The 24,396-nt window shown below is 56.8% G+C and carries 21 protein-coding genes and 1 tRNA gene; 5 read left to right on the top strand and 17 right to left on the bottom strand.

Annotation, left to right across the window (positions count from 1 at the left end):
• Positions 1-23 precede the first annotated feature (23 nt).
• Positions 24-2,987, bottom strand: coding sequence for a glycosyl hydrolase (locus FIV46_RS07785; RefSeq protein ID WP_181163111.1), 2,964 nt, complete (start codon positions 2,985-2,987; stop codon positions 24-26).
• Positions 2,988-3,257: 270 nt separating this feature from the next.
• Positions 3,258-5,459, bottom strand: a complete 2,202-nt coding sequence (locus FIV46_RS07780; RefSeq protein ID WP_181163110.1) for a TonB-dependent receptor — start codon at positions 5,457-5,459, stop codon at positions 3,258-3,260.
• Between the two features lie 306 nt (positions 5,460-5,765).
• On the opposite strand from FIV46_RS07780, the gene FIV46_RS07775 reads away from it, so the two are divergent.
• Positions 5,766-6,818, top strand: coding sequence for a LacI family DNA-binding transcriptional regulator (locus FIV46_RS07775; RefSeq protein ID WP_139940169.1), 1,053 nt, complete (start codon positions 5,766-5,768; stop codon positions 6,816-6,818).
• A gap of 106 nt (positions 6,819-6,924) precedes the next feature.
• On the opposite strand, the gene FIV46_RS07770 is transcribed toward FIV46_RS07775, so the two are convergent.
• From FIV46_RS07770 to FIV46_RS07760, 3 genes are all read right to left on the bottom strand, one after another.
• Positions 6,925-7,012: transfer RNA gene (locus FIV46_RS07770), tRNA-Leu, on the bottom strand.
• 97 nt (positions 7,013-7,109) lie between these two features.
• A complete protein-coding gene (locus FIV46_RS07765) occupies positions 7,110-7,835 on the bottom strand; it encodes a phosphoadenylyl-sulfate reductase (RefSeq protein ID WP_219845993.1) in 726 nt (241 codons plus the stop codon).
• A 175-nt stretch (positions 7,836-8,010) separates the two neighbouring features.
• On the bottom strand, positions 8,011-8,250 hold the full coding sequence (locus FIV46_RS07760; RefSeq protein WP_139940167.1) for a FliM/FliN family flagellar motor switch protein: 240 nt from the start codon (positions 8,248-8,250) through the stop codon (positions 8,011-8,013).
• A gap of 113 nt (positions 8,251-8,363) precedes the next feature.
• Here FIV46_RS07760 and lipB point away from each other — a divergent pair, with 113 nt between their 5' ends.
• Positions 8,364-9,047, top strand: a complete 684-nt coding sequence (lipB, locus tag FIV46_RS07755) for a lipoyl(octanoyl) transferase LipB (protein ID WP_139940491.1) — start codon at positions 8,364-8,366, stop codon at positions 9,045-9,047.
• Here the strand turns inward: lipB and FIV46_RS07750 are convergent, their stop codons facing one another.
• A complete protein-coding gene (locus FIV46_RS07750; RefSeq protein WP_139940165.1) occupies positions 9,048-9,359 on the bottom strand; it encodes an acylphosphatase in 312 nt (103 codons plus the stop codon).
• A gap of 242 nt (positions 9,360-9,601) precedes the next feature.
• On the opposite strand from FIV46_RS07750, the gene FIV46_RS07745 reads away from it, so the two are divergent.
• Positions 9,602-10,297, top strand: coding sequence for an LPXTG cell wall anchor domain-containing protein (locus tag FIV46_RS07745; protein ID WP_139940163.1), 696 nt, complete (start codon positions 9,602-9,604; stop codon positions 10,295-10,297).
• A 70-nt stretch (positions 10,298-10,367) separates the two neighbouring features.
• Here FIV46_RS07745 and FIV46_RS07740 read toward each other — a convergent pair whose 3' ends face one another.
• On the bottom strand, positions 10,368-12,353 hold the full coding sequence (locus FIV46_RS07740; RefSeq protein WP_139940161.1) for an acetyl-CoA carboxylase biotin carboxylase subunit: 1,986 nt from the start codon (positions 12,351-12,353) through the stop codon (positions 10,368-10,370).
• Positions 12,354-12,373: 20 nt separating this feature from the next.
• Positions 12,374-13,897 carry an acyl-CoA carboxylase subunit beta gene (locus tag FIV46_RS07735; RefSeq protein WP_139940159.1) on the bottom strand — a complete coding sequence of 508 codons (1,524 nt, stop codon included), beginning with the start codon at positions 13,895-13,897 and terminating at the stop codon, positions 12,374-12,376.
• A gap of 315 nt (positions 13,898-14,212) precedes the next feature.
• Between FIV46_RS07735 and nhaA the strand changes: the two genes are divergently transcribed.
• Positions 14,213-15,403 (top strand): Na+/H+ antiporter NhaA, encoded by a 1,191-nt coding sequence (gene nhaA / locus FIV46_RS07730; RefSeq protein WP_219846029.1) that lies wholly within the window; start codon positions 14,213-14,215, stop codon positions 15,401-15,403.
• Here the strand turns inward: nhaA and FIV46_RS07725 are convergent.
• From FIV46_RS07725 to FIV46_RS07705, 5 genes are all read right to left on the bottom strand, one after another.
• Positions 15,400-16,092, bottom strand: coding sequence for an ATP12 family chaperone protein (locus FIV46_RS07725; RefSeq protein ID WP_139940157.1), 693 nt, complete (start codon positions 16,090-16,092; stop codon positions 15,400-15,402). The two genes, nhaA and FIV46_RS07725, sit on opposite strands and share 4 nt — an antisense overlap.
• Positions 16,093-16,142: 50 nt before the next feature.
• Positions 16,143-16,805, bottom strand: a complete 663-nt coding sequence (locus FIV46_RS07720; protein ID WP_181163109.1) for an HAD-IA family hydrolase — start codon at positions 16,803-16,805, stop codon at positions 16,143-16,145.
• A complete protein-coding gene (locus FIV46_RS07715) occupies positions 16,802-17,800 on the bottom strand; it encodes an RluA family pseudouridine synthase (protein ID WP_139940153.1) in 999 nt (332 codons plus the stop codon). The genes FIV46_RS07720 and FIV46_RS07715 overlap by 4 nt, the downstream gene beginning before the upstream one ends.
• 6 nt (positions 17,801-17,806) lie before the next feature.
• Positions 17,807-18,187 carry a fluoride efflux transporter CrcB gene (crcB, locus tag FIV46_RS07710; RefSeq protein WP_139940151.1) on the bottom strand — a complete coding sequence of 127 codons (381 nt, stop codon included), beginning with the start codon at positions 18,185-18,187 and terminating at the stop codon, positions 17,807-17,809.
• Positions 18,188-18,260: 73 nt separating this feature from the next.
• Positions 18,261-19,139, bottom strand: coding sequence for a hypothetical protein (locus FIV46_RS07705; RefSeq protein WP_139940149.1), 879 nt, complete (start codon positions 19,137-19,139; stop codon positions 18,261-18,263).
• 87 nt (positions 19,140-19,226) lie between these two features.
• On the opposite strand from FIV46_RS07705, the gene FIV46_RS07700 reads away from it, so the two are divergent.
• The gene (locus FIV46_RS07700; RefSeq protein WP_139940147.1) at positions 19,227-20,420 is read left to right on the top strand and encodes an SAM-dependent methyltransferase; all 1,194 of its coding nucleotides are present in this window, start codon (positions 19,227-19,229) and stop codon (positions 20,418-20,420) included.
• On the opposite strand, the gene FIV46_RS07695 is transcribed toward FIV46_RS07700, so the two are convergent.
• The 4 genes from FIV46_RS07695 to FIV46_RS07680 form a co-directional block, all read right to left on the bottom strand.
• On the bottom strand, positions 20,408-21,106 hold the full coding sequence (locus FIV46_RS07695) for an alpha/beta hydrolase (protein ID WP_181163108.1): 699 nt from the start codon (positions 21,104-21,106) through the stop codon (positions 20,408-20,410). The two genes, FIV46_RS07700 and FIV46_RS07695, sit on opposite strands and share 13 nt — an antisense overlap.
• Positions 21,107-21,189: 83 nt before the next feature.
• Positions 21,190-22,494, bottom strand: a complete 1,305-nt coding sequence (locus FIV46_RS07690) for a replication-associated recombination protein A (RefSeq protein WP_139940144.1) — start codon at positions 22,492-22,494, stop codon at positions 21,190-21,192.
• An 8-nt stretch (positions 22,495-22,502) separates the two neighbouring features.
• Complete coding sequence (locus tag FIV46_RS07685; protein ID WP_139940142.1) at positions 22,503-23,939, bottom strand: DegQ family serine endoprotease; 1,437 nt, start codon at positions 23,937-23,939, stop codon at positions 22,503-22,505.
• A 30-nt stretch (positions 23,940-23,969) separates the two neighbouring features.
• Positions 23,970-24,311: a 5-carboxymethyl-2-hydroxymuconate Delta-isomerase gene (locus FIV46_RS07680; protein ID WP_139940140.1), complete on the bottom strand. Its 342-nt coding sequence runs from the start codon at positions 24,309-24,311 to the stop codon at positions 23,970-23,972.
• Between the last annotated feature and the right edge of the window lie 85 nt (positions 24,312-24,396).

Genomic DNA, 24,396 nt, shown 5'->3' with positions numbered 1-24,396 from the left:
CACGCGTTTCAAATTATGGAAATTCAGTCCTGAACCGGGACTAGTTTATAAAATTGCAAAACTACAGGCCCGATCAGGCCATATTCCTTTTCTGTACGTTGTCCGCCCGGCACACCGGCTCCCGGTAAAAAGGACATCGGGCCGGATTGCTGAACCGGCGCTCCGAATTGCCGGCCGGTAGGCGGATCAAGCGGGCTCGAGGAGTTTGCAGGTTCTTCCTCACCCACACTCTCCTCCTCAGGTCGGATATCAAAGTTGCTGGTAATCCCTTCAGCCAGCAGCCTGTTGTTCAGCGTTGTCGCCACCGTGACCTCCAGAAGGTTCCTTCCCTGCTGCAGATAGTTGCTGACGTCCACTTTCGGATGCATCTGGTTGACGGGTGGAAGCTGTTTGCCGTTGATGCTCACGCGACAGCTCCCACCGACCTTTCCGAAGTCCAGCACAGCACCGTCGTCACTCCGCCAGCCCCCTTCGACAGGGATAATGGTCCGATAGCTGCCAATACCGGAAACCTTGCGCAGCTCGGGAATTTCACTCCACGGTTTCAAGGCATCGAGTGTAAGCTCATAACTTAGATGCTTTGTCTCCAGTCGCCCCTCACCCGGACGCCAGTCATCCACATGCAGGGACCATTGGTCCGGTATGACATTTTCCCTGATTCCGGGCACCTCCAGGGCAAAACGTTTGCCATCGCTCAGTTGGCCGATCACCCGTCCCGGAGTGAACGCCTTGAAACAAAGGCCCCCGTTCCGAACACCCCACTCCCCGTCACCTTTCACAACATGCGCTTTTGGATGAGCGACCTCAACTTGGCCGTCTTTCACCAGTCCAATAACCTTGGCCTCACTGGCGAGAAACTTGAGCGGTATTTCCACATACTCTCCGGTTCGGACATAATTGACGATAGGCTCGGTACTGCCATCGCACATATCCAGCAGATAGGGTTCTCCCCGACCGGCCAGGGAAATGGAAAGCTCCACCGCCGCATCCGCATCGTTGAGCAGATAATAATAGTCCCCTGCCGTGTCCCGGCGGCGAACCGGCATGATGCGGGCTTTTCTGGAGAGCTTCACAGAAGAAGCGACATGACGCTTTTTCAGCCAGCGGACGACTTCCGATAGGTCATTGAGCTGCGCCGCATTCTTATGCTTCACCAATCGGCTGAAAATTTCCTCCAGCTCTTTTCGTTCCCCCAGGAGGCCGGGTACATCAGTAGGCAACTGTCCAACGATCAAGACCGGCAACCCTTGCGCCGCAAGCTGCACAATCTTTTCCGCCGTGGCGAGTGACATGGCCTTTGCATTATGAATGACCAGCGCTTTATAGGCTGGTCCGTCGGGCGCAAGCTTTCCGTCCCGGACAAAGACATTGGGGTGATCAAGCAGGCCCTCGCTGAAAAACTGATAGCTGTAGCCGGCGTAAACCAGGCTCATATCCGCGAGTTCGGCCTCGACACCGCCTCCCAGGTGCAAGATCGCGAGATCAGAGACGCTTTTGCCTTTCTGCAAAATGGCCTGGAGATTGGCCAGATAAGAAGAAACATCGGGCGCCACAGTCCATAGTGGGCTACGCGGTCCCCAGTCGTTACCGATCGCCCGCCCGAACGCCGAAAAACCCGGCCACCCAGCATCCGGAGCATCCAGATAGCTGTGCCCATGCAACACAAGCTGGTTGACGCCGCCGGCAAAGTCACGCTGCACCATAAACTGCAACAGCTTCCAGTCCGCAATATGCGCCTGGCCGCCGACAAAGGTGGCCGCCTCACTGGACAATAATTTTCCCCCGCCGATATCTCGCCCGGCGGCCAGGACGCGGAAGGCATCCATGGTGCAGCTGTTGTCCCCTTCCGGCACCGTCGCGAAGGCGGCAGCCCTGCCGGAATCCACCGAGCTACCGATACATTGCACACGGAACCCCATGCCCAGGCTGTTGGCCCAGTCCTGCAACGGCCGAATGCGGTTATCGAGATACATTTCTCCCAAAGTCTTTTCGAAATCATGGAAAAACAGTTCCGTATCCACGTCAGCAAAACCATAGGCCGGTACAGGTCTCGTTTGCGGCCCGAACGGCAGTCCGATTTTGGTCTCGGGCTTAACCGTCAAGAGCGGCAGGAAGGGCTGGATATCATAACCGCGCCTTGTGGCAAATTCCCGCGGCAATTCCGGAGACCAGTGCTGGATCGCACTCAACTCCAGGGAATCTTCGAAGAAATTGCCGCCGATACGGGCCAGCAGCTGCCTGGTCCGGGGCGGTAGAAGATATCCTTCCCAATAGTCGATGCAGGCCTCGGCCCCGGCTTTGCCGAAAATATCCACCACATAGGGGGTCGGCGTCGCCAGCATGGACAGGTCCCGGTTGCGAATGAAAATATTCTGCAGCTGGCCGGTGCCGCGCATCCAGTAAGCGATGATATGCCATACGTCATTATCCGGCGCCGTCCATTCCAGGCTGCCGCCCCTAACCGCATCCGTGAGATCGATCAAGGAAGAGCTCTCAAGGAGTACCACGCCTTGTTCATTTGTTCTGAGTTCTTTGTAGGCCTGGACGGCTATCAGTTCTGGGGTGACAGTAGCTGGAATTCCTGTCTGCTCAACGCCCGCCGGTACTGTACCGGACTGAGGAAGTGACCCGGAGTATTTATCCCCGCCCGATACTATAGCCGCACCATGGACGATTTCCTTGGCGGCGGCCTCATCATCCGGCGTCACCCCCGGCACGCCGGTAGGCCAATGGGCACCGATGGTGAGATCGACTTTCATATCCAGTTCAACGGCGGTCTCCAGGGCCTGCTCGACACCGGCAATCCATCTGGGACTGCCCCAGCCATATATTTCCGGATCCATGGAGACGGTGACACCGTCCCTGACGTCGGCGATTTCGAAACCGCCAAATCCGGCCGCCGCCATCTGGCGGACTTCTTTTTCAATTTGCGAGGGTTCAATATAACCGCCCGGCCACCACCAGCGCAGGCGGGGTCGCTGGAACACTGGCATTCCCTTGACAGAGGAGACTGGACTGGCCCCATTTGCAGATGGTGCCCGTGGAACAAACGGCCCCAGCGCCAGGAGCGAGGCGCTGCTCAATTTCATGAAATTGCGTCTGGAAAAGCCGTAGAGCATGTTTGTCCCTTTAGTGTAATATTTTCCTCTTCAAACGATTATTTGCAGAGAAAAGAGGTGGGCAAAATGCCCACCTCTAAGAACCTCGGCTGCGGCGACAAATTTACTCGGATTGCCAAGGTTTGGGAGTAGTGAAACCTAGAACTCATAGCCCGCACTTACCGTGAAGGTGCGCGGTGCCGAGATAAAGCGGCGATAGGCCGGGAACACATAGGTTGTCTGGATTTCATCTTCGATATTCCTCACCGCAACACTCACGTTCCAGCCGGCTGTATCATCGTGATAGCTGACATGGGCGTCAGTCTTGGTGAAGCCCGGCTGCCAGGCTCCCGCTGCATATTGTTCCGGCGTGGTGTAATAGCCCTTGGTCAGATGGCTGTTCACACCAACAGTAACCGTTCCTGACGCCAGCGAGAAACTCTGCTCAAAGCCAATGTCCGCCGCCCATTCGGGAGAGTTCTGAATCTGCCTGCCGGCCAGATCAAAGTCGCCCTGATTGAAGAAGGGGCTGTTCGGGATAATGGCCGTACCATATTCGGCATCGAGGTAGGTCACCGCCACCTTGATCAAACCGCCCTCCCAAGGCACGGCGTCCAGTTGCACCTCAGCCCCGTTGATATGAGTGGAGTCCGCATTCTGAACCACCGGGAAGTCGGACGTGGCATCAAAATCACCGATCTGAAGGGTCTGGAATGAGGAGAACTGATAATTATCATAGTCATATCGGAACGCCGCGGCATTCAACTGGACGCGTCCGTCCATAAAGCGGCTCTTGATCCCGGCTTCGTATGAGGTCAGATGTTCCGGCTCAAAGCTTGTCGGCGGGAAGGTTACGGATATTCCCCCCTGTTTAAAGCCGGTGGCGACATGGGCATAAACCATGGCGTCTTCCGCAACATCATATTCCAGCCCGATCTTATACTGGGTGCTGTCGGAGGTATTTCTGTATGTTGCATCAGCGCCGGCAACACCTTCCAGTTCATAGGAATAGTCCTGCTTGGTCTTATCCCGGCTCAGACGAAGCCCGCCCGTCACCCGGAATTCGTCGGTCACGGAATAGGTCAATTGGGCAAATCCCGCGAGGGTTGAACCAGGCTGATACGTATTGGTCGTCGACAAGGTCTGACCGCCGGTCGTGGTTGCCACAACAGGATCCAGCGGCGCACCGCTATCAGAATTCAGATAATAAAACCCAAGCAGATAATCCAGCGGTCCCTCACTGTCCGACGCATATCGCACCTCGATAGAGGTGTATTTGCTCACCGCATCCTGTTCTCCGTAATTATCATTGATCGTATAGGTCGGACCGGCAACAGGCAGGATGGACCCAAACAGGAAACTACTGACCAGCAGGTTCCGGTTGCGGGTATAGGACGGCAACACCGTCAACACGCCCGGACCGACTTTTGCGTCGAACTGGATACTGTAGGTCTCGGATTCTCGCTTGATATATCCCGGGACATGTTCCGGGTTGTTGGACAGGTCGCTGTTCGGATCCGCTTTTTGCCATCCGTCCGGGAACCGGAATTCAGGCGGCGCAAGCCCTGCGACAACGTCCAGGAAGTTGGCAAAGAAATACGGCGGCGGGAACGTCAGGTTACCGGCGGAGCCCTCTACCGGCACTGTATTGGCGCCATAGCCCTTTTGCCGGAACACATCGACTTTCGCCAGAATGGTGAGCCAGTCGGTTGGCTCGGCATAAAGCTTGCCTCTCACGCCCCAGCTGTCCTCGTCATAAGAACCGTCGTCGACATAGCCGTCGCGCTTCTCCCGGAAACCGGCGAAGCGTACTGCCGTCTTTTCACCAACAGGCAAGTTTAGCGCAGCTTCGCCGCGCCAGGCGTCATAATTTCCAACCTGGCCTTTTACATAGCCGCTGGTAGAGCCCAAAATCGGACTGCGGGTAATAACGTTGACGGAACCGCCGGAGGCATTTCGTCCGTAAATCGTACCTTGCGGACCGCGCAGGACTTCCACACGGTCGATATCATAAGCGGTAGCGTTGACAGACTCGGTCCGACCATTGTACACGCCGTCGGTCATCAGGGCCACTGCCGGATCGGCAAATCCCGGATCAACCGAAGACCCGACACCACGAATATAGACCTGCGCGCCCTGGGCCAGGCCCTGGACTTCCACGCCCGGAACATTACTCAATACATCATCAAGAGAATTCTGCACCCTTGTTGCGATTTCGTCCCCGGTGACCACTCCCATGGAGATGGGGGTGGACTGGGCGCTCTGTGCCCGCTTCTGCGCAGTCACGACAATCTCGTCGATTGTCAGCGCATCTTCGCTTTCCAACTCTTCCTGCGCATAAGACAGGCTGGCGCAGAGCATTGGGACCGCTCCCACTAAAGAGAATAATAAATGATTTTTCTTCATACGTACCTCCCAGTTTTTTAAAAAATTGGTCTCCCACAACCAAGTTTGCAGCAGATATGGTGACACTATGAAAGGGCCAAGGTCAAAACTATAGTTGCAATAGCTGTTATCCATAAAATAAGTATAAATGCCGCAGGGCCGTCGCTATACTATTGAGACAGAAGGAGAATATACCAATTAAATACAAGCATAGGTTACTGCGCCAGAATAATGGAACATGGTATATTTTTTCAGAATGCCGACGATGAATGAGATTAAGAGATGAAGCGCCCAACAGGATCAGATGTTGCCAGGCTGGCCAAAGCCTCCAAATCAACGGTCTCCCGTGTCTTTAATGGCGGGGTCGTCTCCTTTGAAGCACGTTCCCGCATCCTTGAAGCAGCAGAACAGCTTAATTACCGCCCTCACCCGATAGCCAGATCCCTGACCACCAACAAATCAAACCTCATCGGCATTGCTGTCACCTATCTGGACAACCAGTTTTACCCGGAAGTCATTCAGAAACTCTCTGATCGCTTCGCGGCCCTGGGATACCGGATTGTTCTGTTCCTGACACACGGGGAAAAGACTCTCGATCCCATGCTGAACGAGATTCTGAGTTACAGCCTTGACGGCATTGTTTTCGCCTCCAGCAGCCTGTCGGCCGATGTTGCGGTAGGCTGCCGGAACGCCAACATTCCCACCGTCATGTTCAACAGCGTAGATCCCCTGGGGCGGGTCAAAGGCCTCGCCGCATCAAATAAGGCAGGGGCAGAGATGATTGCAGAGTTCCTGATCGCCGGAGAACATCGCTTCTTCGCAGTCATTTCCGGCATGGACGACAGTTCAACCAGTGTGGAACGCTGCAAGGCGTTCAGCGACAAGATTGTGTCTGCTGGATTCACGCCGCCGCAAATTGAATGCGGCTATTACAGTTTTGACGGTGCTGCCAAGGCCACCCGAAAGCTTCTCTCAGGTTCGAAAGAGATAGACGCCATATTCTGTGCAAACGATCATATGGCGCTTGCCGCCCTGCAGACCGCGCGGCAGGAATTCGGCCGCGAGATCGGAAAAGACCTATCCATTGTCGGTTTTGATAATGTCCAGATTGCGGGCTGGCCTGCATTCGGGCTCACCACCTATGCCCAGCCAATCGACAATATGATCAACAGGATCATTACCTACCTTGTTGACTCCATTGAAGGGCGTCCCGGCAACGATACCCCGGAGTTTGTTGAAGGTGAATTAATCGTCAGGGAAAGCGCACGGCGTCCCGACGGCGTAAAAAGAAGTACTCGTGGAGACCATGTCTGGTCACCGGCAAGTCGCCCTTAAATTTCCAGTTCAATTCTGCAATCAAAACAAGCCTAGAGAAATGCATCTTTTCTGTGATGAAAAACGACCGGAAATTATAGGAATATTCGGGAAATTTTAGGAATATTGGTGCGGCCGAGAAGACTCGAACTTCCACGGGATTAACTCCCACAGCGACCTCAACGCTGCGCGTCTACCAATTCCGCCACGGCCGCACACTGAAACTGGTTGCTGTGAAGTAGCAAACAGCGGGCCAAGACGCAACAGGAAAATGCAATATTTTGCGCCTTTTGCCCGTAAAGGATAATTCGCCTAGATATTGGCGCCGATGTGGATGCCGCATTCGGTCTTGTCCTGCCCGGCCCAGCGGCCGGCGCGACGGTCCTGGCCCGCTTCCACCCGGTGGGTACAGGGCATACAGCCGATGGAGGGAAATCCCTGGGCCACCAGCGGGTGAGCCGGCAGGCCGAGCTCCCCGATCCGCTTGTCCACTTCTTCCTGGCTCCAGTAGGCCAGCGGGTTGACCTTGACCTTGGAGCCGTCCAGTTCGACAAGCGGAATGGACGACCGGGTCGACGACTGGAACCGCTTGCGCCCGGTAATCCAGGCGTCAAACTGGTTCATGGCCCGGGCCAGCGGACGCACCTTGCGCAAATCACAACAGGCGTCTGTATCCCGGGTCCACAACAGACCGTTATGGTCTTCCGCCCTGACCTCTTCCTCATCCGGTTCGATGGTGACCAGATTGGTCAGACCGAGTTGTTCCACCAGGGTATCGCGGTATTTGAGGGTTTCACCAAACAGCTTCTTCGTGTTGAGGAAAATCACCGGCGTGGCGGGATTAACCTGCGCCACCAGGTCCAGCAGCACAACGGACTCGGCGCCGAAGGAAGAGACCAGGGCAATGCGGTCCCTGAACTCCCGGTTGATCATGGCGTCCAGAAGCTCCAGGCTGTTTTCCAGATCGCCATACAGGCGCTGCAGGCGCGCAAACGCCTGGTCCTGTGATACTTCCTTATCCATTGCGACGGCATCCATCACCACATCCTAACCGCCCCGGTCGGGGCACCCAATTCCACATGAGATTTCGCTATATGTAGAACCTATATATCAAACTTTCAAGTTTTTATGTATTTTTTTATTATATACAATATTTTTGTGTTTAATATATAAAAACAGGCTGCCTCGCCCGGGCCCTGAAGGGGAAAACGGTCTAGATCTGGTAGCTTTTCACGCTTTCGGTGATATTGACGGCAATATTCTCGCCGGAGACGACGATCTCGCCACGGGCGATCAATTCCCCGTTGGCATAAAGCTTGACCGGCTGGTCCTGGTCGCCGTCGAGATCGATGACCGCGCCGCGTCCCAGTTTCAGGAGGGTACGGATCGGCATCAGGGTCTGGCCGAGCACCAGACTGAGTTCCACTTCGACGTCTTCAATGGCCTGTGACATTTATACGCTTAATCCTTCACTTTTTGCCGTTCGCAAGATATAGGAACATAATGACATTAAAGCATGTCGCAGCATAGTTATTTTTCCGTTAACAAAAAAGACCCGGCATGAGCATGACCGCAGAAACCCCTGACGCAGCCAGTGATATTACCAATGACATCGAGTGGGAAATCACCGACGAACTGGTGCCCTATGACGTGGCGCTGGCGCGCATGGAACGGCGGGTGCGGGAAATCTACGAGGGCAAAGCGCGGGAACTGGTGTGGCTGCTGCAGCACCCTCCCCTTTATACCGCCGGCACCTCGGCCGATCCCGGCGACCTGATCGATCCCGACCGTTTTCCGGTTTATGACGCGGGCCGCGGCGGCCAGTATACCTACCACGGGCCGGGGCAGCGCATCGCCTATGTCATGCTGGACCTGCGCAAACGCGGCCGCGACCTGCGGCGGTTTGTCACCAACCTGGAGCAATGGATGATCGATACCTTGGCCGAATTCAACGTCACCGGCGAGCGGCGCGAAGGCCGGGTCGGGGTCTGGGTTTGCCGCGACGCTTCCGGCAGCGCCCTCGCCCGGGAAGACAAGATCGCCGCCATCGGCGTCCGGGTCAGGAACTGGGTCACCTTTCACGGCATTTCCATCAATGTGGAGCCGGAGCTCGAGCATTTCAGTGGCATCGTCCCCTGCGGCATTTCCGAGCATGGCGTCACTTCGCTGGTGGACTTGGGCCTGCCGGTCACAATGGACGATGTGGATGCCGCGCTGAAACGCAAATGGGAAGAGATTTTCGAAGGGTGATCAGTCCCGCCGCTCCTCCGGATTGACGGTCGGTTTCTGGGTGAAACCGCTGGCGGTGATGCCCTTGGCGGGGAACTCCTCGATCTCTTTGACCCGGGCCCGGTCCGGTCCGCGAAAACAGCGTTTGATCATCTCCCGCACATTCATTTCCGAGCCCACCAACAGGGCCTCCACCGTGCCGTCGGCCCGGTTCCGCACCCAGCCGTCGAGGCCCAGTTCGCTCGCATTCTCCACCGTCCAGGCCCGGTACCAGACTCCCTGGACCCGGCCGTGAATGATCAGCCGTCTTGCAATATGACCCGGTTCAAGCATGTTCAGGTTCCTACTCAAAAAATCAGAAAAACAACTCGTCAGAAGAGCATTTTTACTCCTAAATTTGAAAAAGCTCTACTGTAAAATTGCACCCGGAAACTGTCGGAATTCTTTACATTTTTCCTCACCTCACCAAACCAATATCCTGCCTAACCATTTGATATAATTAGGTAACCGATAAACGGCCCGAATTTTGCATATTAGAATATTGTGTTTTTCTTTCTGTAGTGTGGAGGGTTCAAATGAAAAAGATTCTTGGCTTCATGATCGGCCTGCTGCCGTTTGTTTTCAGCGCGCAAATGGCCAGTGCGACAGTCGTATTTTCCTGGGATGATGGCATCGATACCTGCTATGGCGGGTGTAGTGTTGCTACCGGCGGCCCGGTAGGCAACCTGGCCGAAGGCGTGCAGGGCTATGCCGGCATCTCGACCTTTAGCGGCACCTTCATGCGGACCGATAATTTAATCACGGTCTCTCTTTCCGGTTTACCTGTTCATGATTATCTCAGCATGAATTTCCTGCTGGCGGTGATTGATTCCTGGGACGGCAGTTTTACCAGTGTTGCTCCCGACATTTTCAATGTCGATGTGGACGGCAGCAATATTTACAGCGAGACCTATGACAATTTTGACACCGGCGACCAGTCAGCCAGTACCGCCAATCAGCTTACCTGGGGCAGCAACCTCGGCTTTAACAGCTATACCGATTCCGCCTATGCCCTGGCGTTCAACGGCATTGCCCATACGGCCTCCAGTGTAACAATTGAATTCTATGCCAATGGCGCCGGCTGGCAGGGCGGCACTGATGAAAGTTTTGCCATCGAGGATTTGGTCGTCAATACTTTCCTGCGGGATCAGGACGTCAGTGAGCCGGCCCTTGGCGGTCTGCTGGCCCTGGCGCTCGGCGGCCTGTTCCTGGCCCGGCGGCGCAAGGCCTGAGCCTCAAAGGATATCAACAACAAAAGGCGGCCTTCGGCCGCCTTTTTTATGTCCGGACTGAACCGGGGTCTTATTCAAATTCGATAATCACATCGTCCACCGCCAGGCTGGCGCCGGCCTTGGCCGGTACATTGAGCACCACCCCGTCCCGCTCAGCACGCAGGTTATTTTCCATTTTCATGGCTTCCACCACCGCCAGGATCTGGCCGGCCTTGACCTCATCGCCCACTTCCACGTTAACGGACACCACCAGGCCCGGCATCGGGCACAGCAGCAGCCGCGAGGTATCCGGCGGCAGTTTTTCCGGCATCATGGTCGCCAGCTCCGCTTCCCGCTCGGTATAGATGGTCACTTTTTCGCTGGCGCCGTCGTGGGTCAGCCGGTAGCCGTCATCCAGATAGTCCACTTCGACACTGATATCGTGGCCGTTCACATCGGCGGCAAAGACTTTCTGCCCCGGCACCCATTTGCTGATCACCACCAGGTTTTCCCCGTCGACACTGACCATGCAGCCGTCTTCGGTGGCAAAGAAACTGGCGACATGGTCCCGCTTGCCGACCGCGACAACCCAATGGGACCCAAAGGCCGGAGAATTATCGACGATGCGCCCGGAAATATTCCGGGCCCGGTTGAATTCCATGGCATGGATCACCATCGCCACCGCCACCATATTGAGCCGGGCTTCATCGGTCAGGGTCCCGCCCTCGAAGCCGTCGGGATATTCCTCGGCGATATAATTGGTGGTCAGGTGCCCTTCCTGGAAGCGCTTGGCATTCATTACGTCGCTGAGAAAGGCGATATTGTGCCCGACCCCGCGGATATAATAATCATCCAGGGCCTTGCGCATATGCTGGATCGCATCATCCCGGTTGGCGCCGTAAGTCACCAGCTTGGCGATCATGGGATCATAGAACATGCTGATCTCGGCGCCCTCGTAAATGCCGGTATCCACCCGGACGAAATCCGTCTCTTCCGGCGGCACATAATAGGCCACCCGGCCGATCGACGGCAGGAACCCGCGCAGCGGGTCTTCGGCATAGATCCGGCTTTCCATGGCCCAGCCGGTCAGTTTCACATCGTCCTGGGTGATGGCCAGTTTCTCCCCGGCCGCCACCCGCAGCATCTGCTCCACCAAGTCGATGCCGGTGATCATTTCGGTCACCGGATGCTCCACCTGCAGGCGGGTGTTCATTTCCAGGAAATAGAAATTACGGTCCTTATCGACAATAAACTCCACCGTGCCTGCGGACTGGTAATCCACCGTATGGGACAGGGCCACCGCCTGCTCGCCCATGGCCTTGCGGGTTTCTTCGTCCAGGAACGGGCTCGGCGCTTCCTCGATCACCTTCTGGTGACGGCGCTGGATCGAGCATTCGCGCTCGCCCAGGTAAATGACATTGCCGTGGCTGTCACCCAGCACCTGGATTTCGATGTGGCGCGGCTCCTCGATGAATTTTTCCACGAACACCCGGTCATCGGCAAAGCTGGATTTGGCTTCGTTGGTGGCGGAGATAAAGCCTTCCCGGGCTTCCTCGTCATTATACGCCACCCGCATGCCCTTGCCTCCGCCGCCGGCGGAGGCCTTGATCATCACCGGATAGCCGATCTCGCCGGCGATTTTCACCGCCTCGTCCGCATCCTTGATCACGCCCATATAGCCGGGCACCGTATTCACGCCCGCTTCGGCCGCCAGTTTCTTGGATTCAATCTTGTCGCCCATGGCGCCGATGGCCTTGACGCCCGGGCCGATAAAGGCAATGCCTTCTGCCTTGAGCCGGTTACAGAAGTCGGCATTCTCGGACAGGAAGCCATAGCCCGGGTGGACGGCTTCGGCGCCGGTTTGCTTGCAGGCGTCGATGATGCGGTCGGCAATCAGGTAACTTTCCGCAGCCGGCGGCGGACCGATATGGACCTTCTCGTCCGCCATCAGCACATGCAGCGCATCGGCATCGGCGTCGGAATAGACCGCCACGGTTTTGATCCCCATCCTGCGGGCGGTTTTGATCACACGGCAGGCAATTTCACCGCGGTTGGCAATCAGAATCTTTGAAAACATTTCCTACTTCCTCCCGAACCCTACAGCGGAATATTGTCGTGTTTTTTATACGGATTGCTGAGCTGCTTGTTTTTCAGCAGCTTCAGTCCGCGGGCTACGCGCCGTCTTGTGGAATGGGGCAGAACCACATCGTCAATATAGCCGCGCCCGGCCGCCACAAAGGGGTTGGCGAACTTGTCGGTATATTCCTTGGTCTTTTCCTCGATCTTGTCGGGCTCGCCGCGGAAAATGATCTCCACCGCTCCCTTGGCGCCCATCACCGCGATCTCGGCCGTTGGCCAGGCATAGTTCAGATCGCCGCGCAGGTGCTTGGACGCCATCACGTCATAGGCGCCGCCATAGGCTTTGCGGGTAATGACGGTGATTTTCGGCACCGTGGCTTCGCCGTAGGCAAACAGCAGCTTGGCGCCATGCTTGATGATCCCGCCATATTCCTGTTTGGTGCCGGGCAGGAAGCCGGGCACATCGACAAAAGTGATGATCGGGATGTTGAAACAGTCGCAGAAGCGGACAAAACGGGCGGCCTTGCGGCTGGCATCAATGTCCAGGCAACCGGCCAGCACCATCGGCTGGTTGGCGACAAAACCCACCGTCTGACCATCGATGCGGCCAAACCCGGTAATGATATTCTTGGCAAAGGCCGGCTGGATCTCGAAAAAGTCGCCTTCATCGGCCACTTTACGGATCAGCTCGTGCATGTCGTAGGGTTTATTGGGATTGGCCGGGACCAGGGTATCCAGGGACATTTCGATCCGGTCGGGATCATCATAGCTGGGACGCACCGGCGGTTTTTCCTTGCTGTTGAGCGGCAGGAAATCAAAGAAGCGCCGGGTCTGCTTGATGGCTTCCAGATCGTTTTCCAGGGCAAGGTCGGCCACACTGGATTTGCTGGTGTGGGTGATGGCGCCGCCCAGCTCTTCCTGGGTCACCACTTCGTTGGTCACGGTCTTCACCACATCCGGGCCGGTCACGAACATATAGGAGCTGTCCTTGACCATGAAAATAAAGTCGGTCATGGCCGGGCTGTAGACCGCCCCGCCGGCACAGGGCCCCATGATCAGGGAAATCTGCGGCACCACGCCGGAGGCCATGATGTTTTTCTGGAATACGTCCGCATAACCGGCCAGCGCGGCAACTCCTTCCTGGATGCGGGCGCCGCCGGAGTCATTGAGGCCGATCACCGGTGCCCCGTTGGTCATGGCCATATCCATGACCTTGCACATTTTCTCCGCATGCGCTTCGGACAATGAGCCGCCAAACACCGTGAAATCCTGGCTGAACACATAAACCAGGCGGCCGTTGATGGTGCCGGAGCCGATCACCACGCCGTCGCCGGCCACCTTTTGCTGGTCCATGCCGAAATCGACGCAGCGGTGTTCCATAAACATGTCATATTCCTCGAAGCTGTCAGGGTCGACCAGTAGCTCGATACGCTCGCGGGCGGTAAGTTTGCCCTTGGCATGTTGCGCTTCCACCCGGCGTTCACCGCCCCCGGCCCGCGCCTGGGCCCGCCTGCGTTCAAGTTCTTCAAGGATTTCCTGCATGATCACCTCGCTATGTCAATGCGATTTTATCCAGTTATCGTAGAGCGTTAAACTTTATACTTATCTGTTTTTCTACTCGTGAGTAACATTGATTATGTCGGACCGCTGATTTTTGCAAGTATTTTTTTCATCGGGCTCGGCAAATTAGCCTAACTTAGCATAAAATAGCGTGGTTCACAGGTCTAAAGCCCCGGCGGAGTCGTATATACGAGAACAGTGGATTGCAGCCGTTCCAATCCAGCCTTTAATTTCCAGGTGTGCCGTGCATATAAACAATCATCGCAGCCCGAAACTGACAAGGAGACAGAAGTGCCCATCTATTATACTGCCGCTGATATTGTAAAAAGCTTTTTCAAGCTGGAATCCGCGGCAGGAATCTTGTTGATTGTTGCCGCTGCGCTGGCCATTCTGGCCGACAATAGTCCGCTTGCGCCCTATTATGATCAGTTGCTGGAAATTCCCCTGGCGGTGAGCATTGGCGAACTTGGCATTGAAAAACCGCTATTGCTGTGGATCAACGACGGCCTGATGGCAATTTTCTTCATGTTGGTGGGGCTGGAAATCAAGCGGGAGATTGTCGACGGCAACCTGTCCAGCATGAGCCAGCTGTCGCTGCCGGCCATCGCCGCCCTCGGCGGCATGGCGGTGCCGTCCCTGATCTACGCCTGGATTAACAAAGACTTTGCCGCGGGCCTGAATGGCTGGGCTATTCCCGCCGCCACTGATATCGCCTTCGCCCTGGGCCTGCTCGGCCTGCTGGGCAACCGGGTGCCTATTACCCTGAAAATCTTTCTGACCGCCCTGGCCATCATTGACGACCTGGGCGCCATTATCATTATTGCCCTGTTCTACACCAGCAACCTGTCAACCCTGTCGCTGGTGCTGGCGGCGGCCGCCATTGCCGGCCTGTTTATCCTCAACCGGCTGCGGGTCACGCACATTGCCGCCTATATGATCGTCGGCGCCTTCCTCTGGGTGTTTGTGCTGAAATCCGGCATTCACGCCACCCTGGCCGGTGTGGTGATTGCCCTGGCGATCCCGATCCGGCAAAAGGATGAAAGTGGCAACAGTCCGCTGGTAACCCTCGAACATGCGCTGCACCCCTGGGTCGCCTACCTGATCCTGCCGGTGTTCGCCTTCGCCAATGCCGGGGTGCCGCTGCTGGGGCTCGACCCCGCGATCCTGCTGCATCCGGTCTCGCTGGGCATTGCCGCCGGCCTGTTCATCGGCAAGCAGCTGGGCGTTTTCGGTCTGAGCTGGATCGCTATCAAGTCAGGGCTGGCCCGCCTGCCGGACAAGACAAGCTGGCTGAAACTCTATGGCGCCAGCCTGCTGACCGGTATCGGCTTCACCATGAGCCTGTTCATCGGCTCGCTGGCCTTCGAGACCGGCCCGAACCTGAGCACCGAACTGCGGGTCGGCGTAATTGCCGGTTCCCTGCTGTCGGCGGTCTGCGGCTATCTGGTGCTTGCCTGGAGCGGTGAGGTCGAAGAAAAAGAGACCTAGCGCACCAGCGACAGAAAGCGGGCGGCGTTGCCGAGCTCTTCGCGCATGTTGGCGCGGCGTTGCTCGGCTTCCGCATCCTGGCCCCACTGTTCGATCTGATATTCTTCGTCCAGCTGAGAGGCCGCCCAGGCCTGGTCAAGTTTCAGCCGGTCATGGAACAGGGCTAAGGCAAGGGAAACCGAGCCCATCACGGTCGTCATGTTATACAGCGACGCCATCTGGAATTCATTGACGATTGCCAGCTTGTTTTTCAGCTTGTCCATTTCCTGCGGGTCCTGCTCCACCGGGACAATGCCGCTGGTCACCTTCAGGAAGATACCCATGCGTTCGCCCATCCAGTCCACAATCGGGCCCCAGATGTCCTCCTGGCGTTGAACCAGTTCGACAGGATGTTCGGCCCGGTAACAAACCTGGTCGCTACCACCATAATTCACAAGCTCCTCTATCAGGGCCAGCCGCTGGGTCGCGACCCGGTCGATGGCAGTATAGAGATATTTGTTCATGGGCATCTCTGCGGGAATGATCTCCTCACCCTGGTCGCGCCACTCCTGGGCCAGGGTATCGGCCAGATCCTGGCCCGGCATCAGAGCAAGACGGCGTTCCGGTGTTTTCACGGTCCGTCCGTCCAACAGGATGACGTAGCCGCCGTCTTGTTCGCCGACTTCAACCTGCTTGTAAAATCGTTTCATTGTCTCTCCTTCCGACAATCCCCCTCTGCCCCGTCGGGCAGATTCCCCTCTTACCTCTTGAGCGTGGCGGGAAGATGGAGAATCCGGTCTATTATATGGTCTGCGCCGGCCTGAGCCAACTCTTTCTCCGGATGATAGCCCCAGCTCACGCCTATGGACTGCACCCTGGCCGCCTTGGCCATCTGGATATCATAGGTGGTATCGCCCACCATCACCGTTTCTTCCGGATCGGCGCCCGCGTCCCGCATGGCATTCTGCAGCATGGCCGGATGGGGTTTGCCCGGCCCGTCATCAGCCGTATTGAGGGTGATAAAATATTTTTCCAGATCGTGGTTTTTCAGCGTATTAACCAGCCCCCTGCGGGATTTGCCGGTCGCCACCCCCAGAAGATAGCCGTCATCATTCAGATGTTCCAGGGTCTCCCGCACGTCCTCGAACAGGGGTTCTTCATGGTCCTCGGCCCGCAGTTGCTGGAACCGCTCGATAAAAGCGTCCTTGAGCGACATATGCTGGTCGATATGCAGGTCGGGGAAAACGTCCTCGATCGCCCGGAGCAGGGTCAGGCCGACAATGCGGCGCACCGGTTCGTCGCCCGGATAATCGACTCCGCAGGCAAGACTCGCATGACGCATACTGTCCAGGATCATATGCTGGCCGTCGACCAGGGTGCCGTCGCAATCAAATATAATCAGTTTCATTTTGGCAGATTTCATAGCGGTGACCATTCCTCGTCTGCAAAGGGATCGCTCTCGTCTCCCGTATCAAAACCGAACATATCCCAGCTCTCCCGCATGTGGCGCGGCAGCTCGGCCGTGACCGACAGAGTACCGCCGTCCGGGTGACGGATATCCAGGTGCCGGGCATGCAGGTGCAGTTTTTTGCTCACCGCCCCATCGAGGAAAGCTTCCTTGCCGCCATATTTGCCGTCGCCGACAATGGGGGTGCCCAGCACCGTCGCATGCACCCTGATCTGGTGGGTGCGGCCGGTCAGCGGCTTGAACGCGATCCAGCTCACTTCATTGAGAGCATGGTCCATCACCACAAAATCGGTGATCGCCTTCTTGCCCTTGTCCGACACCATCATCCGTTCGCCCTGGGTGCCCGGCTCCTTGTCCAGCGGCGCCTTGACGGTGCCCTGCATCAGTTCGGGCCGGCCCATGACCAGCGCCCAGTATATCTTGTTGGTGCTGCGGTCGCGGAAGGATTCCGTCAGGCTTTTCGCCGCCGCCGCCGTGCGGGCAATGACCAGCACGCCGCTGGTATCCTTGTCGAGCCGGTGCACCAGTTTCGGCCGTTCCTTTTTGTCGCCGCGCAGGGCATCCAGAAGACCGTCCACATGGCGGGTGATCTTGCTGCCGCCCTGAACGGCCAGCCCAGGTTCCTTGTTCAGTACAATGACGCTGTCATCCTGATAGATGACCATATTGCGCATCATTTGGGCGTCTTCATCGGAAATGGTGAGACGTTCTTTTTTCGGCTTGTCCTTTATCGTCGTGGCGTCATCATCCACCGGCGGAATGCGGATTTCCATGCCGGCGTCGAGACGGCTGTTGGCCTTGGCCCGTTTGCCGTCGAGCCGGATCTGCCCGGTGCGCAGCAATTTGGACAGGCGGCCATAGGCCAGCCCGGGATAATTCTCCCTGAACCATTTATCGAGACGCCAGTCCTGTTCCTGCGTCTTTACCTTGCGATGGGTAACACCCGCCATCGTCATTTATCCTGCTATCAATCGGGCCATCCAGATTCCGCCAAACACAGCGAAAAGTCCGAGAACCACTGAGCCAATACCATAAAGGGCCGCCAGCGACAGATTGTCATGCTGCAGCATATTCCCCAGTTCCAGGGAAAATGCGGAGAAGGTGGTAAAACCGCCCAGCACGCCGGTGACCAGGAATATCTGCCATATATGGGAAAGCTGGAAGCGAACTGCAAGCAGGTGCACGATCAGCCCGATCGCGAACGAGCCGACAATGTTGACCGTCAGGGTCGCCCAGGGAAATCCCGGCCCCATCAGATTCATCATCAGCCTGCCCACCAGGAAACGGCATGTCGCCCCCAGGGCGCCGCCGGCCGCAACTGCCAGCACTGCATACATAACTTTTCTCCTTATTCCGGCTCAGGACATGCCACATTTTCCCGGGCGGCGCAATGATTTTGCCTGTCCGGCTCTATCTGATCCCGAAGGTCCAGCCTTCATATCTCAACGCTTCCGGCGTCGCCGTTTCCGGCGCCCAGAGCCCGGGATCACCGGCAATCTTCTTCAGGCCGGCAGCCGTTACCAGGGCGTCCGTCAGATGGTCGGTGATGTCTTTGTTGGCCAATTCCCGTCCCACCGGGCCGCTGCCCAGATTCTCCAGGACGGCGTTCAGGGCCTGGCGGTCGCGGATTTTCAGCGATCCCTGGCCGCCCATGATGCGAAAGACCCGGGCATAAATTTCGATCACCGTGACACCGTGGGGATTGAACGGGTCCCACGGCCAGATCGCGACCTCCGGATTTTTCCGTTTCAGATAGCGCAGCATGCGCATGCCCGAAAAGCTGGCCAGTCCCACCTGGCTCGGCCCGATCAGGTGAAAACAGCTTTCCGACCAGCCGAATCCCTGGGTCAGGTTTTCCTGTTCGCACCGGCGGAGTCGCTTTTCATAGCATTCCCCGCGGAATCCGGGCCTATGGAAATACTGCTCCAGTCCGGGTTCCTTCACTAATGGTCCGGCATAGAAATCCGGCTCCCCGGCCGTTTTCTCTTCCACAAAATCCCAGAAATCAGCCGCGGTTCCGAAGCTGTAGTCCAGGCCGGGGAAATAATCTCCGCAATCGACATGGGGAAGCCCGAAGGAAAAATCGAACCCGATCAGGGTCGGCTGCTGCTGCTCCGCCAGCGCCAGAATCCAGTCCGCCACCGCCTGCCTGGACCACCGCCCCGCCCCGGCTTTAACTTCACGCGGCGTTGAAGCTCCGGCAGAAAGTTCTGCGACAGCAATACCGCTATGTCTCTTTCCCCGGGCGCCGGTCCAGTCCACGGCAGTATAGGTGGTATCCTCATGCATACTCTTGAAAGCTCCATTCATTCCTGTCATCATACCGGCAATAAATCAGACGGGAAACTGACAGTTAGGCATTTGGGGACGAAAAACATGTACTTGCTTTCACTTCTGTTGAACAAACTGATCCGGTTCGGGACTCTTCACGTTATTGACGCTACCGGCAAGAAATACTCCTTTGCCGGATCGGACGATATGGAAGTCACGGTTCGATTCCAAAGCAACCGGGTTGCCGGCCGGCTGTTCTTCCAGCCGGATATTGGCGCCGCTGAAGCCTATATGGACGGTATGCTGACCATGGAGGACGGCTCCACCATATATGACCTGCTGTATCTCGCCACCAAAAATATGGAATGGCGCAAGGGCAACAAGCTGCATCATACCGGCAAGAGCCCGCTTGACCGCTTTACCAGATTCCTCGACCAGATTAATCCGGTCGGCCGCTCGCAGAAGAATGTCGCCCACCATTACGATCTCTCCAGCGAGCTTTATGAACTGTTCCTGGACCCGGACCGGCAGTACAGCTGCGCCTATTTCGAACATCCTGACGACAGCCTCGAACAGGCACAAATTAACAAGAAAAAACATATATATAAAAAGCTGTTACTGGAAAGTTCCCACAAACTACTTGATATCGGATGCGGCTGGGGCGGGCTCGCCCTGACCATGAATGAACTGTCCGGCGCCGATGTCACGGGCATCACCCTCAGTGAAGAACAGCTGGCCTATGCCAGCCGGCGTGCAGGCAGCAATGACCGGGTCAATTTCCACCTGCAGGACTATCGCCTGGTAAAAGAAAAATATGACCGGATTGTCTCGGTCGGCATGTTCGAGCATGTGGGCCTGCTGCAGTACCAGACCTTCTTTGACAAAGTCCATGACCTGCTCGAAGACGACGGTGTCGCCCTGCTGCACACCATCGGCCGGGCGGATGGGCCGGGCGCCACTGACCCCTTCACCAAGAAATATATCTTTCCCGGCGGTTATGCTCCGGCCCTGTCTGAAATCGCTCCCTGCATCGAAAAGGCCGGCCTCTATATCACTGACATCGAGGTCTGGCGCCTGCATTATGCGGAAACGTTGCGCCATTGGCGTGAAGCCTGTATCGCCAACAAAGACAAGATCATCGGCCTGTACGACGACCGTTTTTATCGCATGTGGGAATTTTATCTGGCCGGATCGGAATGCGCCTTCCGCAACATGGGTCATGTAGTGTTCCAGATCCAGCTGGCCAAACACCCGGATGCCGTCCCTTTGACCCGGGATTATATCTCTCAGTCTTCCTGAGGCACAAAGAAGGTCCGAAGGGCGTCGTCAATCAACGGCCCCCAGTTTTTCCAGTTATGGCCTTCGTCCACCTCCCTGTAGGTCAGGTCATAGCCCTTGGCCGCCAGGGTACGCTTGAACCTGCGGCCGGCGGCGATATTATCTTCCTTTTGTGTGCCGAAACTCAGGAAAATCCGGACCGGCTTGCGATCTTCTTTCTTGTACAGGTCGCGCAGCACGTCTAAATGCTGGTCGTTGGCCGGAGACTGCATGGCGACCCCGGCAAATATATTGTTCAACATCAGGCCGAAACAGGCCGCATTCACGGCTCCGAACGACAGTCCCATGATGACCCGGTCTTCGCGCCGGGAACTCACCGGCCAGTCCTTGCTGACCCGGGGAACAAGTTCGCGGGCAAAAAAACCGGCATAATCGACGTTGCAGAAAAATTCCTTCAACCGTCGGTTCTCCGACAGGTTATCGGGATTTCTGCTGTCGACAAAAACAGCTATCAGAGGCCGGATATGGCCGGCGGCAATTTCCCTGTCCAGCACCTGCTTCATATTGCCATATTCCAGGTACCATTGGCCGTCTGTCACAAACAACAGGGGCAGACGGAGGTCAGCAGTAATCCTTTCCGGCCGATAGACCCGATACTGTAGTTCATATCCGAGGAGTTGACTGGAAATGCGAATATTTTCGGACAATACTCCCGCCGCGTTGGCCAGACCAGGAATAAGGGCTGATAGGCACAGCGAGAAAACACATACATATATTCTCGCAAGCCCCTTCATTTATTCAACTTTTTCCTGAGCGATGCCCAATAGTCCAGGCGCTTCTTGATGTCCCGTTCAAAGCCGCGCTCGGTCGGGGAATAGAATTTCTCCCGCTCCATGTCGTCCGGGAAATAATTCTGACCGGAAAATCCGTGCTCCGTATGGTGATCATATTCGTAGCCCGCACCATAGCCCAGATCCTTCATCAGGTTGGTCGGCGCATTGAGGATATGCATCGGCGGGTTGAGCGAGCCGGTGGCCTTGGCCGCCCGCTTGGCCGCCCCATGCGCCTTATAGGCGGCATTTGACTTGGGCGCGGTGCCGAGGTAAATCACCGCCTGGATCACCGCCAGATCGCCCTCCGGTGAACCGAGAAATTCATAAGCGTCCTTGGCGGCCAGGGTCTGGTGCAGGGCTTCCGGGTCGGCCAGGCCGATATCCTCCACTGCAAAGCGCACCAGGCGCCGGAGGATATAAAGCGGCTCCTCGCCCCCGTCCAGCATGCGGCAGGTCCAGTACAGCGCCGCATCGGTATCGGACCCGCGCAGGGACTTATGGAGTGCCGAGATCAGGTTGTAGTGCCCTTCCCGGTCCTTGTCGTAAACCGGCGCCCGCTTCTGCAGCACCTTCATCAGCGCCGAGGAATCCAGTTCCTCGTCAAACTCCAGGTTAAACAGTATCTCCGCCAGGTTGAGCAAATAGCGCCCGTCGCCGTCGGCCATACTGTAGAGCAGGCTGCGGGCTTCGTCCGTTAAGGGCAGCTCCTGTTCCATCAGTTTTTCCGCCCGGCCGAGCAACTGCTCCATGGCCTCGTCATCAAGCCGGTTCAGGGTCAGCACCTGCACCCGGCTCAGGAGCGCGGCATTAAGCTCGAAGGAGGGATTTTCCGTGGTCGCGCCCACCAGAATGATGGTGCCGTCTTCCACATAAGGCAGGAAACCATCCTGCTGGGACCGGTTGAAACGGTGGATTTCATCCACAAACAGCAACGTGCCCTGCCCCGACTTGCGGCGCTGTTTCGCCGCTTCGAAACATTTGCGCAGGTCGGCCACGCCGGAAAAGACGGCGCTGATCTGTTCAAAGTAAAGGTCGGTTTCCCGGGCCAGCAGACGGGCCATGGTGGTCTTGCCGGTACCCGGCGGTCCCCAGAACACGAGGGAGCTCAGCCGCCCGGATTTCAGCATCCGCTTGAGGGTGCCGTCGTCTCCCGTCAGATGCCCCTGGCCGACCACTTCATCTAGGCTTTCCGGCCGCAGGCGGTCCGCCAGCGGGTGCGGCGCCTGGTCTTCCAGGCCGGCAGCATCAAACAGATCACTCATTCACATTCCTAGCGGCAGTAATAACTGCTGTTTCCACGTACGCCACACTCGATCAGGCGTCCCTGACGGCGAATACCAAAACTCATGTCCCGATCCACATCATTCAGCAGGTCCTGCAACTGATCCACGGTCTCCACCTTGTTGCCGTTAACGGACTCAACAAAATCACCGGGACGGACGACGCCGAGCCTGCGGACCGGGCTGACCCGATCCACTGACAGTACAATAACGCCTTTGTCGAACATACTCAAACCAAGTTCGTCCGCATAGGCCGGGGACAGGTTCGCCACCTTGAGCCCGGTGAAGATATGATTGCCTTCCAGCACGGTAATATCCCGCGGCGGGTCCTCGACCGCCGGCGCCAAAGGCATCATGACGGTACGACGATCATCCCCGCGCAGGATTTCCACCGGCACTTCACCACCGACTCTCTCGAGCCCGATATGATAGCGGATTGCCTGTGGATCAAACACTTCCTTGCCGTCCACACTCAGGATCACATCACCCTGCTCGATGCCCGCCTTGTCGGCCGGGCCGTCGGGGTAAATATTATCCACCAGCACACCGCCGGGACGGTCAAGGCCCAGGCTTTCGGCGATCTCGGAGGTTACGGCCTGGCCGTTGGCGCCGAACCAGGGCCGCACCACCTTGCCGCCGGACAGGGCCGAGGTGACGACGAAATGCACCATATTGGCCGGAATGGCGAAACCGATACCGTTGGAACCGCCGGAGCGGGAGAAAATGGCGGAGTTGATGCCCAGCAGGCGGCCATCCATGCCGATCAGCGCCCCGCCGCTGTTGCCGGGGTTCACCGCGGCATCGGTCTGGATATAAGACTGATAGTTGGAAAGCTGCAGCTGGGTCCGCGCCAGGGCCGAGACAATGCCGCTGGTCACGGTCTGGCCGACACCGAAAGGATTACCGATGGCCAGGACCAGGTCCCCGACTTCAACCTCGTCGGAATCAGCGAATTCCAGAACGGGCAACCTGCCCTTGACGCCGTCTATCTTCAGCACCGCCAGGTCGGTCTGGGCGTCATCGAGAATGACTTCGGCGGAAAACTCCCGCCGGTCCGACAGGGCGACAACGATTTCGTCGGCGCCGTCAATCACATGATGGTTGGTGACGATGGTGCCGTTTTCCCGCACGATTACGCCGGAGCCGAGGGAACGTTCAATCCGCTCCCGCGGCATGCCGCCCAGTCCCTGGCCGAAAAAGCGCTGGAAAAACGGATCGTCGAAGAAAGGAGAGCGGCTGCGGGTTTTGATCACCCGCTTGGTATAGATATTGACCACGGCCGGCGCCGCCTTTTTCACAATCGGTGAATAGGACAGAGTCACTTCGGCCTGGCTCTGGGGCACTTTGCGATCGGCGCCGTGGGTCGCGCCGGTGATCATCAACCCCATAAGAATGGCGCCCAGAAGAGTGACACATGATCGTTTCATCTTACCTTACCTCTGTCGTTTCGATGCTCTTTAAAGAAATACCTTTTTGTAGGCCTCACGCTCTATATCGTAAACCTGCACCGTAAGTTCAATGGCGCTGAGTCCCAGCGTGCCAAGCTGTTCTGCGATTGCATTTGTCAAATGTGATTTTTGCTCGTTGGTGCGACCCGCAAGGATATATACCATCACATTGATAAAACGGTTCTCGCCGTGACCGACCTGATAGGTATCATAGGCCAGCGTGCGAAGTTTGATTTCCTCTTCAAGAAACAGGGCTGAGTCCACGGTGCCGGACCGTGCCCGGTCGATAAGGTGCCGGGGCGAGACCGTTTCCTCCAGTTCCCTGGCGTATTCAATCACGAGATGGGGCATTACAGGGTTTCCTTGGTTTTATTCTTATCTGTCCCCGTATTAACCTAAGATGAATCAATGCGATAGGGCTTCCGGTCAGATTTTT

The sequence above is a fragment of the Emcibacter nanhaiensis genome (genome assembly GCF_006385175.1).
GTDB lineage: Bacteria > Pseudomonadota > Alphaproteobacteria > Sphingomonadales > Emcibacteraceae > Emcibacter > Emcibacter nanhaiensis.
This window is presented reverse-complemented; position numbering and strand designations above follow the sequence as displayed.